The sequence below is a fragment of the Chryseobacterium sp. ERMR1:04 genome (genome assembly GCF_001297705.1).
Lineage (GTDB): Bacteria > Bacteroidota > Bacteroidia > Flavobacteriales > Weeksellaceae > Chryseobacterium.
Genome location: NZ_LIRF01000008.1, coordinates 376916 through 395119, shown reverse-complemented (window position 1 = coordinate 395119; position 18204 = coordinate 376916). Strand labels below are relative to the sequence as shown.

Below are 18204 nucleotides of genomic sequence, written 5' to 3'. Positions count from 1 at the left end.
TCGTTTAAATGTTAAGTGGGGGAACTTTCAAACATTATGCCATGGATAGGGATTTTTTACGTTTTAACTTTTAATTAAATTTTTTGGCATTTATTGTGATTTAGGAGGTTTTTATCGGTATAGTTTAAATTTTGTGTAAATCACAATCATGATTTTAGAGAAAAAAAATATCCTTACCTTTGTTTTGTCTTAAACGGTTTCGGAAAACTCCCGAAATCGCTTTTGGCGTTTATACCGTTACTATTTATGCAGTTAAAAACAATCAACGAAAAGTTTCTTCCAGATTTATTACAAAAGGAATTTGGAAAAGAGATTTTTGCTCAACTGGAAAATAATCAACACATTTCTGTAAGAGGAAGTGCAGGATCTTCGGCTTCTATTTTTGTTGCCGAGCTTTTTTTAACCCAGAAACATACCGTTCTTTATATAATTGATGATAAAGAAGACGCTCTTTATGTCAATACGGAGATGGAAGATTTGTTGGGGAAAGAAAAAGTCTTGTATTTTCCTGCAACGCATCTTGAGCCTTATCAGGTTGAGAAAACGCAGAATGCCAATTTGGTGTTGAGAACCGAGGTTTTAAATAAAATAAATTCAAGCAAATCTCCAAAGGTAATTGTTGCCTATTCGGGTGCTTTATCGGAAAAAGTGTTGAAGAAAGAAGATTTTAAAGCTATTTCTCATCAGATCAAAGTAGGCGACCAACTTGACTTTGATTTTGTGGATGAATTGCTTACACATTATAACTTTCAGCAAACAGATTTTGTTTCTGAACCCGGAGAGTTTTCCGTAAGAGGAGGGATTGTAGACGTATTTTCTTATTCTTATGAAAAGCCTTACCGTATTACTTTCTTTGGAAATGAGGTTGAAAGCATAAAAACATTTGATATTGAAACACAACTTTCTATAGAGAAAGTAAAAGAGCTTCAATTGGTTTCTAATATGAATTTTTCAGTAGGAGGGACCAGAGTTTCTTTACTTCAATTATTACCGAAAGAGAGTTTTATTGTTTCTAAAAATGGACTTGTTGGGATTCAAAGAATTAAAACGTTTTACGAAAAATCTTTAGAGAAATTCGAAGCTTTAAGCAAAGATATAGCTCATAGAGCACCAAAGGAATTATTTATTTCTGATCAGGAGTTTTTATTTGATTATAAAAAATTTAAAACCATTGATTTTAGCAGTGTTGCGATTGAAGGGCTGAAAGATATTACGGAGATTAAAATTGATCAGACTTCACAGCCTTCTTTTCATAAAAACTTTGAATTACTCATTGAAGATTTAGAAGAAAAGCAAGAAGAAGGTTTTGATACCTGGATCTCTTTTTCTACGGAGAAGCAAAGGGAAAGACTTCAGTCAATTTTTGAAGAACTGGAACATGAAGTGCCTTTTAAAAGCTTTAAGTCTGAGCTTCATGAAGGTTTTGTAGATAGTGATCACAAAATTTTGGTGTATACAGATCACCAGATCTTTGACCGTTATCAACGATATAAAGCGAAAAATAATTTTGCTAAATCTGAACAGCTTACTTTAAAAGATTTAATGTCTCTTAAAATTGGAGATTATATTGCTCATATCGATCATGGAATAGGAAAATTCATGGGATTGGTAAAGGTGAATAACGACGGTAAAATTCAGGAATGTTTTAAACTGACCTATAAAAATGGAGACTTATTATATGTAAGTATTCATTCCCTTCATAAGATTTCAAAATTCAATGGGCCCGATGGAAAAGAAATTGTTCTAAGTAAGTTGGGATCGCCGAGTTGGAAATCATTGAAACAGAAAACAAAAGCTAAAGTAAAACAGATTGCTTTTGATCTTATCAGATTGTATGCTCAAAGAAAAACGGCTAAAGGTTTTGCTTTTACACCAGATTCTTATCTGCAAAATGAATTGGAAGCCAGTTTTATTTATGAAGATACTCCGGATCAGGAAAAAGCAACCATTGACGTTAAAAAGGATATGGAGGCAGATACGGTGATGGACAGATTAGTTTGCGGAGACGTTGGTTTCGGTAAAACGGAAGTGGCTGTGCGTGCTGCATTCAAAGCGGCAACAGATGGTAAACAGGTAGCTATTTTGGTTCCGACAACTATCTTGGCTTTTCAACATTATAGAAGTTTTAAAGAAAGATTAAAAGATTTTCCAGTTACAGTTTCTTATGTTAACCGATTCAGAACTGCCAAGCAGAAATCTGAAACTTTGGCTGATCTGAAAGATGGAAAAGTTGATATTATTATAGGAACACATCAGTTGGCAAGCGCAAGTGTTAAGTTTAAAGATTTAGGGTTGTTGATTATTGATGAAGAGCATAAGTTTGGAGTTTCAGTAAAAGATAAACTGAAAACACTTAAAAGCAATGTTGATACCTTGACTTTAACGGCAACGCCAATTCCTAGAACCTTGCAGTTTTCATTGATGGCAGCCCGAGATCTATCAGTTATTAAAACACCACCACCAAACAGGCAGCCTGTGGATACGCAACTTGTTGGTTTTAATGAAGAAACCATTCGTGATGCGGTGTCTTACGAATTACAAAGAGACGGACAGGTTTATTTTATTAATAATAGAATTGAAAACCTTAAAGATATTGCAGGATTAATTCAGCGACTGGTTCCTGATGCGCGAGTAATCATTGGTCACGGACAAATGGAAGGAAAGCAACTCGAGAAAAACGTTCTGGATTTTATGGAAGGTAAATATGACGTTCTGGTTTCTACAACGATTATCGAAAGTGGAGTAGATGTTCCTAATGCCAATACCATCTTTATTAATGATGCTCAAAGATTTGGGATGGCAGATCTTCACCAGATGAGAGGAAGGGTAGGACGAAGCAACAGAAAAGCTTTTTGTTATTTAATTACTCCGCCTTATGATATGATTACATCGGATGCGAGGAAGCGTCTTGAAGCGATTGAACAGTTTTCAGATCTTGGAAGTGGTTTCCAGATTGCCATGAAAGATTTGGAGATTCGTGGTGCTGGAGATTTGTTAGGTGCTGAACAAAGTGGATTTATCAATGAAATGGGCTTTGAAACCTATCAAAAACTGATGCAGGAAGCTCTTGAAGAACTAAAAGATGATAAGGATTTTGAGAACTTATTTGATAATGAGGAAGATCGTAACAAGCTCTTTAAATCGGTAAAAGATGTGAATATTGATACTGATTTAGAATTAATGCTTCCCGATTTTTATATATCGAATACCGAAGAGCGATTATTGCTTTATCAGAAACTTGCAGAGATCAATAATGAGGCAGATTTGCAAAAATTCGAGCTGGAATTGATCGATCGTTTTGGAAAATTACCAAAAGAAGCAATTAATTTATTAAAAAGTGTTTCGTTAAAATGGCTCGCTTCCGACATCGGTTTTGAGAAAATTGTCATGAAAAATGGAGTGTTTTTAGGCTACTTTCCGGGCAACCCTCAAGACAAATTTTACCAAACAAGCAAGTTTAAAAACATAATTAGTTACCTAACCTCAAATCCTGCAGAAGCCCAACTGAAGGAGAAAGTAAGCAAGGAAGGAAATCACCTTATGATGAGAAAAGACAAGGTGATAAATGTCGATGAGGTGAATAATCTACTAAAATCTATCCTAAAAAACGACTAGATAATTCGCTAAAAGTAGAAATAATTCTACTTTTATATGCTATAAATTCTATAGCGTAATTAACTTATTTCTATTAACTTACATTAAGTTAATTCTACTTTTTGTATAATATTTTATACCTTTGCAGCCCTTATTATGAAAAAAGCTATGTATTTATGCGTGGTTGGGCTGTTTTCGGTCTATACCTATGCGCAGGTGGGCGTTGGGATAAACATCCCTCAAACAACTCTCGATGTCAACGGGAAGACCACCTTAAGAAAAGAACTTAGAGTGGGTGGTACTTCTACCCAAGTTGGTAATGCCGGTTTAAACGGCCAAGTTTTGGTTTCCCAGGGAGATGGAGTATCTCCTCAATGGAAAACTCTGAATGTCACCTTTATGGAGGAAGGACAGTACAAATTAATCAATTCATATTTATCATCAGATCAAGTAGGTGTTGCCTCTCTTTCTAACGGGATTTCTGGTGATGCTATTTACAAAAATAGTATTGGAGATGATATCACTGATGCAAGCAAAGGAACATGGGTGAAAATTGCGGGTCTTGAGAATAATTTTACGATTAAAAACGGGCTGAACAGACTTACTTATCAGTTCCAAACCGGAGTTGAAATGAAAGCCTCAACGGCAAATGCATCTCAGAATGTAAGCTTTACGTGTGGTATTTTCCGAAATGGTAAACTTGTAGCGGTACGTCCGGACAAAATTTCTTCAAACAATAATTCTGAAAAGAAAGGAATCCAAGATTATATTTTCACGTTAAATTACACGGAACCAGACGTTCCGGTAGGGGTACAAAAGATTGAAGTTGCATGCAGGAAAATTAATGTATCTAATAACAACGCTCAGTTTGCTATTGGGCGTAATGTAGAAGGTAATGGCAATCTTTCTAATGCATTTACTTTAGAATCTGCATTCAAGATCGATCTTATTGAATTTGTAACCTACCAAGTAAATTAATCAATGAAAAATATATTATTTATCCTATTCTCTACAGTAGGATTATCACTCTCTGCTCAAGTTGGAATCAATACACCGGCTCCTAAAGCAATGTTGGATGTGAATGGTAACTATAATCTTAGAGGTAAATTAGTGGTTCAAGATGCTAATAATAAGCTTTCTGAAGGTAGAGATGATCAACTTTTAGTTTCACAAGGCGAAGGAAATGCTCCTACATGGAAAACACTTCGTATTCCTGATTATGAAGCCAATAAATTTTATTTAATTTTTAATAACTCGTTTTCCGATAGAGAAGGGGTGAAATTTACGGATTCTGAAGAGTCTGCTCCTACTTCACGTTCTGCTTCTTTTACTAAAAACAATACGTTCAGTACTTTTGGACAGTTTAAGAAAATACCTGGGCTGACTAAAGTTTTCAAAGTATTTAGTACACAAAGTAAGACCTATTTTCAGTTTGAAACCGTTGTTCATGCTGATTTTGGAACCGTTGGAAACACAGATAATTCCATTGATTACGGTTGTGGGATTTTTGTAGATGATAAACTGGTGAATTTAAGACAGGGAAATATTAAGGCAAGTAGTGCATCCAATCCTTTCCTTACGCACAACCAAATTGGTCTTGTGGAAAATCTTTCAAAAGGAGATCATACCGTAAGCGTGGCCTGTTCAAGATTGGAATCTTATAACATAAATAGTAATACTCCAGTAACATTAGGAATAGGAACTAGTGTTGCGGCTAATATTGATTCTTTCATCTCTCAATCATCACTTAAAGTAGATGTTTATGAGGTACCTCAGGTGTTTAATACAGTAACAAACTAAATCATGAAACAAATATTGTTAATAAGCTTGCTATTCTTTGGAGCTTTATTAAGTGCTCAAGTGGGTATTAATACGGCTGCACCAGTAAATAGATTAGATATAAATGGAGACTTGAATGTAAGAAAGGAAATTAGAATAGGCGCTTCCGCAGCTACTAAAGGTTCTTCGGGACCAAAAGGAACACTCTTTCACAATAATGCAAATTTGAATATTAATGATTGGAAAGATGTAAAAGTTGCTGATGGGATGGGAAGTATGTCTCTTTTTTCTATGACTACAGTTTTTGATAAAGTAGGTGCACGTTTTACGGGTAATAATGGCTCTACAAGTCCATATGCAGAAAACTTAGATTATAATGCAAATTGGACAGTTTTGACTGGAACCGTAGGTAAATTTTCTATTACAAATGCAGAAAATAAAGTAACCTTTACTTTTCAAACGACTGCTCAAAAAACGATTAATCCTAATTCTAATACGACCAATGCTAATGCATCAATAAGTTTTGCCTGCGGAATTTTTGTAGACGATAAGTTAAAGGCAGTGAGAACTGATGTAATATTAGGCGGGGATGGAACAAATAAGATCTTTAATCTTAATGCAACTCTTACTAATCTTCTTCCCAAAAAGGATTACAATGTAAAAGCTGCCTGCGTAAAAAGAAATTTGAATTCAGGAACTTTAGGAATTGGAAGAGCCGTAAATACTACTTTTCTTAATGCAGATATGTCACAATCTGTATTAACAACATCGGTATTGCAGCCATTTTAATTTTTCATAATAAATAATAGTTGAGAAGGTTTAAAAGTGTAAATTTTTAAACCTTTTTTCATTATAAAACTAATATTTATGATGGCTTGGTTTTTATTTGGGAAAATAAATTATATTTGGCACCATTAAAAAAATCATTAACCATGAGAAAAAACATTCTATTTAAAGCTCTTTTAGGGCTTGTTTTCGGATTTCTTATATCGTGCGACAATACAACGGACGATCCTATTAACCAAAACAAAACTACTACTCCCAATAACAACAGCGGAGGCGGGGGTACAACGATTACCGGACCAAGAATTTTAAGCAAAACAACGGGTAATGGGGCTACAGTAGAAGAGTTTATTACGAATGCGGGCATTCTTGATAAAGGAATATTTACAGATGCAAGCACTCCGAACTCTTTTTTTACGGGTACTGCCACTTATACAGCAAATAAAATTTCGAAAATAAAGTTTGTGGGTTCTAATGGTGCAGGATATGATTTTGACATCAGCTATGATACGAATGGAAGAATTTCCGGAACAACGTCTAATTTACTTACGGGAACTATACTTACAGGAAAAAGTGATTTTTTTTATACGTATGATTCTGCTGGGAAAATCACAAAGATCATAGAAAAGAAAAAGATGGGAGCTGGAGGTATAATACCTAGTGTATATAGTCAGTTTACAGAAAATACGCTAACGTATACCGGAGATAATATTACTAAAGTAGTTTCTGTGATGGGAGCAACAGATAATAGTGGAAATCCACAACCAGGGGGATCATTGGCAACGACTTTCAATTTTACAAACTATGACTCTAAAATTAATCCGTATACAACACTTCCTAAAACTTTCTTTTTGGTATATAGCTTAATACATCCAGCTAATTTTTATAGACTATCTTCCAATAATGTTGGGAATCTGAGCTTTGCGTATCCGGCTCCAGCACCATCTATATCTGTAGATATGGCGTATCAGTATGATACTCAGAATTATCCTATTTCAAGCCAAAACCAGACAGGAAAATATATCTATAAAGCTTTATAACGAAAAACTTAATTACTAAGTTTGCTATAATATGAATAATTATATACTTTTTATTCAAAAAAAAATTATATTTTTGGAAAAATAAATAATCCCCCTTAAGGAATGAAAAGACTTTTATATTTTGTTTTACTATTGGCAGGTTTTTCTGCAATACATTCTTGTAAAGATTTATTGGATGAAGATGGAAATCCATTAGTAGATTTGAATACTAATAGCGGTTTAACAGGCCCAAGAGCGTTATATAGAGAAATTACGGATGCTGATACAATCGCAGAATATCATTATAACGGATTGCTTTTATCAAGAGTCATTAGAAATCATGCATCTATTACTGATGTTACTTTCAGTGGTGACAAAGTAAGTACGATCAATTTTCGTGGCTTCCTTGATATGGACGGAGATGGAATCTTAGATAAAGACAGTACTTCGTTTTCACAGTTATTTACATATGGTAATACAGGAAGATTGGAATCTATATCAGAAAACCGTTCTGTGTATAAGAGAGGAACTCCGGTTCCCCCGGCAATTTTAGGTCCATTTGCTCTTTTTAAAAAGACGAAAAGTTTGTTTAATTTAGAGTATGATGCATCTACCGCTAAATTTAAAATGATCACTATGAGAACCGGAACAGATGTTTCAGGAACTCAATTTGCCTATACAGCCTATTCAAAAACGAATTATGATTATATAGGAGATAATGTATCTAATGCAGAAAAACATTCTGGTCTTATAGGAGCTGGTGGGGTATTTGGTACACCAACTGAAAAACTAGGATATGTATATTCAAGTTATGATACTCAGATAAGCCCGTATACATTACTGCCTTTCGCTTATAAAGTGTCTGTTCTTATATCTACAAGTAAAAATGATTTAAAAAGTTTAATACTTTCTCCAAATAGTCCTAAGAGGATGTCTGTATCAGATCTTATGTTGCCAATTCCGGCTCCTGTTTTGTTCTCTACAGATTATCGTTATGATCCACAGACGTATGTGACAAAAGGATTTGGGACAAACTTTATTTATAAACCACTATAAGAAATAATTATTTTTCATAATATTTAAACTCAATTCTTCACCGGATTGAGTTTTTTATTTTTTATCTCTTAATTTTGCAAAAAATTTCTCATGAAATATTTAATCGTCGGTCTCGGAAATAAAGGCCCGGAATATGAAAATACACGTCACAATATAGGATTTAAAGTAGCTGAAAAAATAGCTGAAACACTTGAAGCATCATTTAATACCACCAACTTTGGGTGGATGGCAGAAGGCAAATATAAAGGCAGAAAAGTTTTGATTTTAAAGCCAGATACGTATATGAACCTTTCTGGAAATGCAGTGAAATTTTGGATGCAGAAGGAAAATATTCCTTTAGAAAATGTAATGATTGTTACTGATGATCTTGCGTTGCCTTTTGGTACATTAAGAATGAAAATGAAAGGTTCAGATGCAGGTCATAACGGACTTAAAAATATTAATGAAGTACTTCAGACCCAAAATTACGCAAGACTTCGTTTTGGGATCTCTGCAGAGTTTTCAGAAGGTAGGCAAGTAGACTATGTCCTTGGAACCTGGAATGAAGAAGAAGCGGAGAAGCTTCCTGAAAGAATAGAAAAATTTACTAAAGCTTGTTTATCGTTTGTTTTTGCAGGCATCAATAATACAATGTCCGCTTTTAACGGGAAATAAGATATTATATAAGACAAAACCTACATTTTAGTAGGTTTTGTCTTATATAATATTATTAGGATTGAGAGCTATACTTCTTTACTTTACTAATAAGGAAAAAAGAAATAGCTGAAATGATTTTAAGAATTTTCATGTACTAAAAATATAAAAGAAACGCCTGATGTAGCTGTTTCTTTTTAAAAAATTATTTATTCTTCTTTTTCTATAACAGGTTTCTTAAAACTTAATATTATTACCCAAACAGAACTTATTATAAAAATAGATATGGTAGGTAGAAATCCAGATGATGATACTCTCTTGTAATTTTCGGGAACTGAAACTCCTGTGAGATAAACTGTTCCTATTAATAAAGACAAAAAACAAAATAATTGGAGGTACCTGTCTTTATACTTTCTACATAAAATAAAAGTAATCAATGTTCCTATTATAGTAATAGCTATAAATCCTTCCCAAAAAATCCCAATTACAGGAAAATGTGTTATATCATGTAGAAATGCAAATAGGTACATTAAAATTATTCCAAAATTAATGGTTCCGTTTTCTTGTATACCGTTAATAAGTAAAAAAGAAAATATAGATATAATTTTTAAAACTTTCATATCAAGGACAAGTTCTTATAGTGTTAGGTGCGTTTCCTCCTGATGAGTGGTTAGCTAAACTAGATAAAATTGAAGCAACGTTATTTGGGCTATCCCAACTTCCGCTATTGTTTGTAGAAACCCCTGCAATATTTAAGACATCTATAGCAAAATCAGAACAATTGTTATACCAAAGAAAGGAAAAAGGGGAAATGGGAATTACTGAAAATGAATGGGAACGTATTGCAAAACTTCTTGAAATAGATGTTGAAGAAATAAAAGAAAATTCAGAAACATCTAATGTGATGAATAATTTTGATAATAGCTCAGGAAATTATATTGGAAATAATAATAACTATTGTAATATTCCTGAATTTGTATTAAAGGATTTACAGGATTATATTGCATTATTAAAGGAAGAAAATCAGAGATTGAAAGAAGAGTTAAAAAGTAAATAAATAAAAGTAAGCCTGTTTAGGGTTGCATCATCTTATTTTTTATTAAAAAAGCAAAGACCATCGATATTTCGATGGTCTTTTTATATACTTTAGAAATTAATTTCCAATCTAACTAACTATAGTATTATTTCTTTTTTATGTGTGTAATAGAGAGGTGTAAATGGGATTTATTATAACCAAGTTACAACTCCGGTTTCAACGTCATAGTTGGCACCAACTATTTTGATCTTACCTTCGTCTTCAAGCTTTTTAAGCGTTGAACTTTGGGTACGGATATCTTCGATGGCACTTTTTACGTTTTGTTGGTTCAGTCTTTCCAAAAGATCACCGTTTTTAGATGAACGCTCTTCTCCTTCTTCAATGATTTCATTGATGATTGGGTCGAAATGATTGATCAAATGATTAAGGTTGTCCATTCCTAATCCTTGGATTTGTGCTGCGTCTAAACCGCCTTTTAAAGCGCCACATTTAGTGTGTCCCAATACAACAACAAGTTTGGAACCTGCAACGTTACAGCCAAATTCCATTGATCCTAAAATATCCTGATTTACAAAATTACCTGCAATTCTAACGCTGAAAACATCTCCCAATCCTTGATCAAAGATAAGTTCTGCAGAAGTACGGCTGTCTATGCAGCTTAAAATTACTGCAAAAGGCCATTGTCCTTCACGGGTAGCATTTACCTGTCCTAAAAGATCTCTGTTTGCCTTTAGATTGCTTACAAACCTTTGGTTTCCTTCTTTTAAAATTTCTAATGCTTTTTCAGGCGTAATAGTAGATTGAGTTTCGTGTGTATGTGCTTTCATATGATTTGTTTATTCTTTTTAAAGTTAAAAAAATTATTGGAATTGAGCTTACATTGCTCTTTTGTGAGTAATCAAGATGTGAGAATCCTGATTGGTTTCATAATCTCTGTATGAGGTTTTGAAACCTAGAAGTTCAACATTAATATCTTCTTCTTTGGCTCTTATGTTGGCGAAATCCTGAATCATCTCCAATACATCGGTTGTGATATATGAAGTTCCTCTCGCGTCAATAGTCACTGTAGAGTTTGACTTAATGTTTTTTAATGTTTTTTTGATGGCAGCTTTATTTAAGAAAGATACTTCTTCAGCAAGCTTAATATTAATTTCGTCTGCATCATCTAATTTTTCTCGGCTTAAATAATAAGCACGTTTCATATTTCCCTGAAGAATATAGAAAACAGAGATGGCTAAACCAATTCCTACTCCTTTCAACAAGTCGGTAGCCACTATCGCAACTACAGTCGCAACAAATGGAATGAATTGGAATTTTCCCAAATGCCAAAAATGCATGATGGTAGCCGGTTTTGCTAATTTATATCCTACCAAGATCAATACAGCGGCAAGCGTTGCAAGCGGAATTAAATTTAATATAAACGGAATGGTAAGAACACAAACCAATAGTAAAACCCCATGAATCATCGCTGACATTTTAGAAGTAGCACCTGCATTAGCATTGGCTGAACTTCTTACAACAACGGATGTCATTGGAAGACCTCCGATAAATGCGCTGATTAAGTTTCCGATTCCCTGAGCTTTAAGTTCTAGGTTGGTATCAGTAATTCTTCTTTGTTTATCTAATCTGTCTGATGCTTCAATACAAAGTAATGTTTCAATAGAAGCTACAATGGCAATAGTTGCTCCCACGATCCATACTTTAGGATTGGTAAATCCTCCGAAGTCGGGCAGTGTAATTAGGTTTTTAAAGTCGTCAGCAGATTTTGGAACAGGTAAAGAAACCAAATGCTCTGTACCAATTGCCAATCCGCTTCCGGACATTTTAAAAAGTTCATTCAATAAAATACCTACAACCACTGCAACCAATGCTCCTGGAAGCATTTTCATTCTTTTCAAGGCAGGTACTTTATCCCAAATTAAAAGAACAGATACTGATACCAATGTAACTAGAATTGCTCCCGCATGAACTGCTCCAAATAATTCTGTAAAATAATTGAAGTTCAGTCCTTTATCAAATATAGATTCATGTCCTTCGTAATCTTTATCAAATCCTAGGGCATGGGGAATTTGTTTTAGAATAATGATGATACCAATTGCGGCAAGCATCCCTTCAATAACGTTATTGGGAAAGTAGTTTGAAATACTTCCTGCTTTTACAAAGCCTAAGATTAATTGAATAAGACCCGCCACGATTCCTGCGGAAAGGAAAAGGTTAAAGGCACCAAGATCTGTGATTGCCGTTAAGACAATCGCTGTTAGACCTGCGGCAGGACCGGATACTGAAATGTTTGAGTTACTTAAAAACCCTACGACCAGACCACCTACGATTCCTGAAATAATTCCAGACAAGGGTGGTGCTCCAGACGCTAAAGCAATTCCTAAACAAAGCGGAAGTGCTACTAAAAATACAACGAGGCCTGAAGGAAAATTCTCCTTAATTCCTCCTATTAAAGATGTCTTTTTCATGATGTGAAAACTGCTGTGAATATATCATAGAGCTATGTGTCTTTACATAATTCAATGATAAAAGATTGGAAATTTAATTTTAAAGCATGTGTATTCGATATCAAATTTGATATGAATAAATAGAAATATGAATCGTACTTAAAAATTAAGCTTCCGGGGGCGGAGAAAATATAGTGAGTAGGGGAGACAGATGAAAAGAATCATCTATCAGTATAAAAGATCTACCTGAAAGATCAGGTTCGAAAAATTTTAAATAATCGAAAACGTTTAGAGGCTTTGGAAGCGTCTTTTCGTAAATAACTAAAGATGTGGAGTGAGAATGAGGCTCTTCTTCATTGATGATAATATTGGTTCTCTGTAATTCCCAACCAAAAACTGCAGCAATGCTTGGCAGCGCTGTAAAGTTTAGGAAAAACGTTAAAACAATAATACTCCAGAATTTCATTTTACATTCTTTTATTAAAAAACTATTTAGTTTTCTTACTCATTACCCAATCTGAACCTGTTAGGTTATAGATTTTTTGGATGTCTTTTAAGATTTTTTCAAAATCGATCTCCAAATCAATAATTTTACCTGTTCTAAGGTCAAAAACCCAGCCGTGAACTACAGGATATTCTTCTAAAATATATCTTTCCTGTACACAAGCCATTTTAATTACGTTGATACATTGCTCCTGAACATTCAGTTCTACCAGCCTGTCATAATGTTTACCTTCATCATTAATAGCGTCTAATTCTGCTTGGTGTAATCTATACACATCACGAATATTTCTTAACCAAGGATTCAATAATCCTAAATCTTGAGGGGTCATTGCTGCTTTTACACCACCACAGTTGTAATGTCCGCAAACAATAATGTGTTTTACTTTTAGATGTTCTACTGCATACTGAATAACAGCTGTTGAACTCATATCTAAAGTATTCACCACATTAGCAATGTTTCTCGTTACAAAAACTTCGCCTGGCTGCGTACCCATTAATTCTTCTGCGGTTACTCGGCTGTCTGAACATCCAATATATAGATAATCCGGATTTTGAGTTTTAGCTAATTCTTCGAAGAATTTAGGGTCTTGTGCAATTTTAGATGCTACCCATTTTCTATTGTTTTCAAAAATAACTTCGTACGATTGTGACATAAATTAAAAATTTGAAGGTGTAATTATTTATTTCGTTTAAATTATTTTCAAAATCAATAGACTAAATCAATAATGATGCAAAAATATAATTTTTGGTTAAAATGCAATTACTTTTAACAAAGTTTAATATTAAAATATGCTTAAAATCATACGGAATCTATGTATTGGATAGGTTTTCCTTTGTTTTAGATTAATATTTTATGGTTTTAATAATTTAAACAGTTTCAATAATATAGATATAAAAATACGAACTATTTAGAATAAAAAGAAATTTCAATATTAAAAGATTCTTAAATCGACACAAAAAAAGCTTCCCTAGGTTAAGGAAGCTACTATTTATGCGAAAACTTATGATCTATAAGGTTTGTTATATTTTACTGTTAATATAGCCCTCTGTTGCTCTTTTTATAGGGTATATTTTCCCGGGATTTCCAACAACTACAGAATTGGTCGGGATGTCAAAGTTTACATACGAGTTGGGTGCAATTAAAACATTATTTCCCACTGTAACCCCGCCCACAATTACGGCATTGGTTCCAATCCAGACTTCATCTCCGATGGTGGGAAAGCCTTGATACTTTCCACGGTTTTGTTGCCCGATGGTTACGCCCTGTGCGATATTGCAGTTTCTGCCAATTGTTGCTTTAGGGTTAATGACTAAACTTCCCCAATGGCCTAAATACAGTCCTTCGCCAATTTCAGTTTCGGGATAGATCTGATATCCATATTTTATTTGATAATGCCTCAAAACCAATCTCCAGAAAATCCCTAAGACAGGTTTTTTCATGTGTTTCTGAGTTTTTCTAAAAATATAGATAAAGTGTAAATTAGGGTTGATGCATTTTGCCCAAATTTCAAATGTTGAAAGCCATTTTCCGCTTTCACGATAAAAATCTTTTTGTATGATGGAATAATTTGACATAGTTAGGATTTATATTTCATCAATTATTTCTTGAAGTTTTTGTACAGATTTCTCTAAAACAAATGGTAGATCTGTTTCGGATACCCGCTTTTTGTATTCTCCGGCAAGATCTTTATTCGTAAGAAACATTTTCATTCCGTCATAAATTCCATCTTCAGAATTTGGAGTTATCGTTCCTAGTTTTCCGTCTTGCAAAAGGTCTTTAATCCCAGAAATATCTGTTGCTGAAATAGGTTTGTTAAGAATAAGTGCCTCTGCTATAATTGTTGGAAATCCCTCATGTCTTGAGGACATGATGTAGTAGTCTGCTTTTTTTAAATAAGGATAAGGGTTGCTTTTAAATCCTAACATTTTTGCTGTTTCTTGCAATTTTAATTGATCAAGCAATGCTTGAATGTTATCGAGATCAAAACCATCACCAATAATTAAAAGTTGATGTTTTAAACCTTCGTCTAATAATCTTTTATGAACTTCTAATAACCTATCGTAGCCTTTTTGGGGGTAAACAGTTCCAACGCTTACAAAAGTAGGAATATTATTATCGAAAGGGTAGTCATCAATAATAATATTTGCTTTTTTCAGTGTATCTTCTTTATCTATAGGGTTGAAAATTTTGATGACAGATTGTTTTTCTGTTTCATTTTGAGCCAATTTATGCATTTCCTGCTGCAGTTTGTTGGAAATAACTAATATTTTGTCAAACTTAAAAAACTGTCTTATGACGTCTGGAGTGTATTCTTTTAGGTTGAAAATATCATTTTGTACCCAGATTATTTTTTTTGAATCTTTCTGTGGGCTCGATAAAATTTCTCTGTACATTCCATGAATGGCCGCCAGTTCTACGTCGTATTGTTTATTCTTTAAAATAAATTTATAAAGCAGGGAAGGAAACCAAAGAAACATCTTTTGATAAAGAACCCGATAAGCTTTTACAGGAATATCTTGTGGTCTATTGGTGGTGATCATTTCTCCTTTCAATAAGTAATAAACATTTACCCAAGAAGGCACTTCTTTAATGTAGATTCCCGAATAAAGATTGATTAATAAATCAACTTCATACTTGTCTGGTGAAATGTTTTTTAAAAAAGTAACCAACACTTTTTCTGCCCCACCATGACGAAGAGAACCAATACGAATGAGTATTTTCTTTTTTTTCGACATTTATTTTCTTACGGGTTTATAAGTATGAGGGAGATTTTTGATGAGGTATTCTTCTAGTTTTGCACGGTCGGCTTCTAGTTCAAGAGGATATATTGTGCTATTGGCGATCAATTTTTCGCCATATTGTTCAATCGTGCAAATGAATTTAGCAGGGGCACCCGCATAAATTGTATTATCGGGAACAGAACTGCTTACCACACTCATAGAACCAACAATGCAGTTGCTTCCAATGGAAACTCCGGGGAGTAAAACGGCTCCTTTTCCAATAAAGGTATTGTTACCGATTTTTATTCTTCCGAACGTTCTTCCGTCTTTGTATTTTTCAATTCTTTTTGTTACTCGCCCATCTCCTCCATGATTAATAAAAGAAATGCCTTCAGCAATGGTTATATTGTCTCCCATCTCAATAAGAAAAGGCTCTGAACCAAAATTGGGAATGCCTTGTACATAAAGATTATCACCCACTTTCATTCCTTGTTTGATGGCGACTTTAATAATAATATGTTTGATCATATCCTGATACAGGGAACGTATCTTTAATATGACTCTGAATAATAACATCATTTTTGTGTTAGTTTTAAAATTATATTTTCTACAGTGTTAAATATTTTCTGATTATCAAACTGCTCTTCAATCGTTTCAAGATGTTTTTTAATGTTGGAAACGAGTTCTGGTTCAGTTAAAAACTTTTTCATTGCGTCATACATATCGTCTTCTTCATAATTAACGAGGTATCCTGTTTTTTCATGAGAAATCATCTCTGGAATTCCTCCTACGCTCGTTGCAATAATAGGTTTTTGAAGAATTAATGTGTCTGCAATAATAAGAGGCCATCCTTCAGATTCTGAGGGGAGAATAAAAAAGTCTGCATTTTTTACATAAGGATAAGGATTCATCATGGATCCTAATAATTCAAAGCTGTTGGTAACGCCTAAGTTTTCAGCTTGTTTTTTTAGATTGTCCATTTCTTCACCATCACCAATTACGATAATATGATGATTAAATCCGTCTTTTATAAGCTTTGCATGAGCATTAAGTAATTTATGAAAACCTTTTCTGGTATGCAATCTGGCAACCGATACAAATACGGGAATATCGGGTAATTCAGGTTTAAATACTTCAGCTTTTTGCTTTAGCTCATCAATGGGAATTGCATTTAAAATAACTTGATTTTCAGGCAATTTTAGATCAGGATATGTTTCTACTAGAATATCTCTGGCTTGTTGGGAGCCAAAAATGAAATAATCAAACTGAGGAATTTGATGTAAGATTCTAGAAACAATCGGCTGCATTTTAGGAACCGTAATGTCAGAATGGAACCAGCCTATTTTTTTTGAATGTTTGTTACTTGAGTTTAATACAGAGGTGAAAGCATCGAAAGTCGGAGCAATTTCTACATCATATTTTTCATTCAGAAGATTATCTGCAACGTTGGGGTTTATTTCCGCATGCTTTAGTTCTAATCTTCTTTTTATAAGCTGTATTTTTTTGATAACAGGATTTTTGGAAAGATCTTCTTTTCCTTCTTTAAGATATACTTTTCGGATATGTTTGGGAATCTCATTTCGTAATTCTCCCTGATTCATGTTTAAGCATATTGTCATCTCAAATTTATCTCTGTTAAGATTATTAAGCATGCTTAATATTACCTTTTCTACCCCTCCCATTTCCATGGAGCGATGCCTGAAAAGTACTTTTGTTTTCTTATTCATCATCATTAACTAAAGATTTGTTGTGCAAATATTTTCAGTTTTTTCTTAATTCTATATGTAATCGAAGTTTGATATTCTAATAAACTATAAATTTCGGTAGAAGTGTTGTACTCATTAGGAATAGGTTTACTGTGTATTGTTGTTAATTTTCTACGTTTCATGGCATTAAAAATTACTTTGGCAAAATATTCACGAGATTTTGGTCTGTTATCATTTTGAGAAATACCTCCAGCATGTGTTCTGTAAAGATAGTTAGCTTCATTGATAAATAATACTTTTCCTTTCTCATACATTTTTAAATACAAATCCTGGTCCTCCGCAATTTTCATCATAGGATCCATTTTTTCTGTTTGGTCATAAATCTTTTTTCTAAAATTTACAAAATGAACAATATGAACCGGACAGTTAAAAAAATAAGGATCATTATTGAGAACCTGCATGGCTAATTTAGGAATTTCTATGGGTTGAAGATGCTCGTCACACTTCACATATTTTGAATAAGTGAGAACTATATCTTTGTTTTTCTTAAAAGCGGTAATACTTGAAAGGAGTGCATTGGGAGTAATGGCATCATCAGGATCTACAAATCCACAGATATCGGTATTTGCAAGTTCTATTAATTTACTTTTTGTAATACCAACGCCACTATTCTCTTCATTTTGATGAATCTTAAAACGATCATCATGGCCGATTATTTTTTGTATAATCTCTAAAGAATTATCTGTAGAAGCGTCATCAAGGATAATGGCTTCCCAATTATCATATGTTTGTGCAATAATAGAATCGTAGCAGTTCTTGAAAAATTTTCCATTATTGTAATTTGCTATAAGGATAGAAAACTTCATTTGTGAGGGTTAAGTTTTTTTTAATAAATTTTTGTAAAGATAAAAATTAAATATTACAGA

18 protein-coding genes are annotated in these 18204 nt (G+C 33.5%); 8 read left to right on the top strand and 10 right to left on the bottom strand.

Features of this window, described 5'->3' with window-relative positions:
• Positions 1-246 precede the first annotated feature (246 nt).
• From mfd to pth, 7 genes are all read left to right on the top strand, one after another.
• Positions 247-3615: a transcription-repair coupling factor gene (gene mfd, locus AMQ68_RS19030; protein WP_054512181.1), complete on the top strand. Its 3369-nt coding sequence runs from the start codon at positions 247-249 to the stop codon at positions 3613-3615.
• Positions 3616-3750: 135 nt separating this feature from the next.
• Positions 3751-4572 (top strand): hypothetical protein, encoded by an 822-nt coding sequence (locus AMQ68_RS19025; protein ID WP_054512180.1) that lies wholly within the window; start codon positions 3751-3753, stop codon positions 4570-4572.
• Positions 4573-4575: 3 nt separating this feature from the next.
• Positions 4576-5394 carry a hypothetical protein gene (locus tag AMQ68_RS19020; protein WP_054512179.1) on the top strand — a complete coding sequence of 273 codons (819 nt, stop codon included), beginning with the start codon at positions 4576-4578 and terminating at the stop codon, positions 5392-5394.
• 3 nt (positions 5395-5397) lie between these two features.
• Complete coding sequence (locus AMQ68_RS19015; protein WP_054512178.1) at positions 5398-6162, top strand: hypothetical protein; 765 nt, start codon at positions 5398-5400, stop codon at positions 6160-6162.
• Between the two features lie 143 nt (positions 6163-6305).
• Positions 6306-7196: a hypothetical protein gene (locus AMQ68_RS19010; RefSeq protein ID WP_123905739.1), complete on the top strand. Its 891-nt coding sequence runs from the start codon at positions 6306-6308 to the stop codon at positions 7194-7196.
• A gap of 102 nt (positions 7197-7298) precedes the next feature.
• Positions 7299-8231 carry a hypothetical protein gene (locus AMQ68_RS19005; RefSeq protein WP_054512176.1) on the top strand — a complete coding sequence of 311 codons (933 nt, stop codon included), beginning with the start codon at positions 7299-7301 and terminating at the stop codon, positions 8229-8231.
• A 90-nt stretch (positions 8232-8321) separates the two neighbouring features.
• Positions 8322-8885, top strand: coding sequence for an aminoacyl-tRNA hydrolase (gene pth, locus AMQ68_RS19000; RefSeq protein ID WP_054512175.1), 564 nt, complete (start codon positions 8322-8324; stop codon positions 8883-8885).
• A gap of 188 nt (positions 8886-9073) precedes the next feature.
• Here the strand turns inward: pth and AMQ68_RS18995 are convergent, their stop codons facing one another.
• On the bottom strand, positions 9074-9484 hold the full coding sequence (locus AMQ68_RS18995; protein WP_054512174.1) for a hypothetical protein: 411 nt from the start codon (positions 9482-9484) through the stop codon (positions 9074-9076).
• A 20-nt stretch (positions 9485-9504) separates the two neighbouring features.
• On the opposite strand from AMQ68_RS18995, the gene AMQ68_RS18990 reads away from it, so the two are divergent.
• A complete protein-coding gene (locus AMQ68_RS18990; protein ID WP_123905738.1) occupies positions 9505-9921 on the top strand; it encodes a transcriptional regulator in 417 nt (138 codons plus the stop codon).
• A 170-nt stretch (positions 9922-10091) separates the two neighbouring features.
• Here the strand turns inward: AMQ68_RS18990 and AMQ68_RS18985 are convergent, their stop codons facing one another.
• The 9 genes from AMQ68_RS18985 to AMQ68_RS18945 form a co-directional block, all read right to left on the bottom strand.
• Complete coding sequence (locus AMQ68_RS18985) at positions 10092-10727, bottom strand: carbonic anhydrase (RefSeq protein ID WP_054512173.1); 636 nt, start codon at positions 10725-10727, stop codon at positions 10092-10094.
• A gap of 48 nt (positions 10728-10775) precedes the next feature.
• The gene (locus AMQ68_RS18980) at positions 10776-12368 is read right to left on the bottom strand and encodes a SulP family inorganic anion transporter (RefSeq protein ID WP_054512172.1); all 1593 of its coding nucleotides are present in this window, start codon (positions 12366-12368) and stop codon (positions 10776-10778) included.
• A gap of 145 nt (positions 12369-12513) precedes the next feature.
• Positions 12514-12813 carry a hypothetical protein gene (locus AMQ68_RS18975; protein WP_054512171.1) on the bottom strand — a complete coding sequence of 100 codons (300 nt, stop codon included), beginning with the start codon at positions 12811-12813 and terminating at the stop codon, positions 12514-12516.
• A 22-nt stretch (positions 12814-12835) separates the two neighbouring features.
• A complete protein-coding gene (locus AMQ68_RS18970; RefSeq protein WP_054512170.1) occupies positions 12836-13504 on the bottom strand; it encodes a carbonic anhydrase in 669 nt (222 codons plus the stop codon).
• Between the two features lie 367 nt (positions 13505-13871).
• Positions 13872-14426: a serine acetyltransferase gene (locus AMQ68_RS18965; RefSeq protein ID WP_054512169.1), complete on the bottom strand. Its 555-nt coding sequence runs from the start codon at positions 14424-14426 to the stop codon at positions 13872-13874.
• A gap of 9 nt (positions 14427-14435) precedes the next feature.
• Entirely contained in the window at positions 14436-15587 is a 1152-nt protein-coding gene (locus AMQ68_RS18960) for a glycosyltransferase (protein ID WP_054512168.1), read from the bottom strand.
• Positions 15588-16151 carry a DapH/DapD/GlmU-related protein gene (locus AMQ68_RS18955; protein WP_071254915.1) on the bottom strand — a complete coding sequence of 188 codons (564 nt, stop codon included), beginning with the start codon at positions 16149-16151 and terminating at the stop codon, positions 15588-15590.
• Positions 16148-17299: a glycosyltransferase gene (locus tag AMQ68_RS18950; protein WP_241775178.1), complete on the bottom strand. Its 1152-nt coding sequence runs from the start codon at positions 17297-17299 to the stop codon at positions 16148-16150. The genes AMQ68_RS18955 and AMQ68_RS18950 overlap by 4 nt, the downstream gene beginning before the upstream one ends.
• 5 nt (positions 17300-17304) lie before the next feature.
• Positions 17305-18144 carry a glycosyltransferase gene (locus AMQ68_RS18945; protein WP_054512165.1) on the bottom strand — a complete coding sequence of 280 codons (840 nt, stop codon included), beginning with the start codon at positions 18142-18144 and terminating at the stop codon, positions 17305-17307.
• Between the last annotated feature and the right edge of the window lie 60 nt (positions 18145-18204).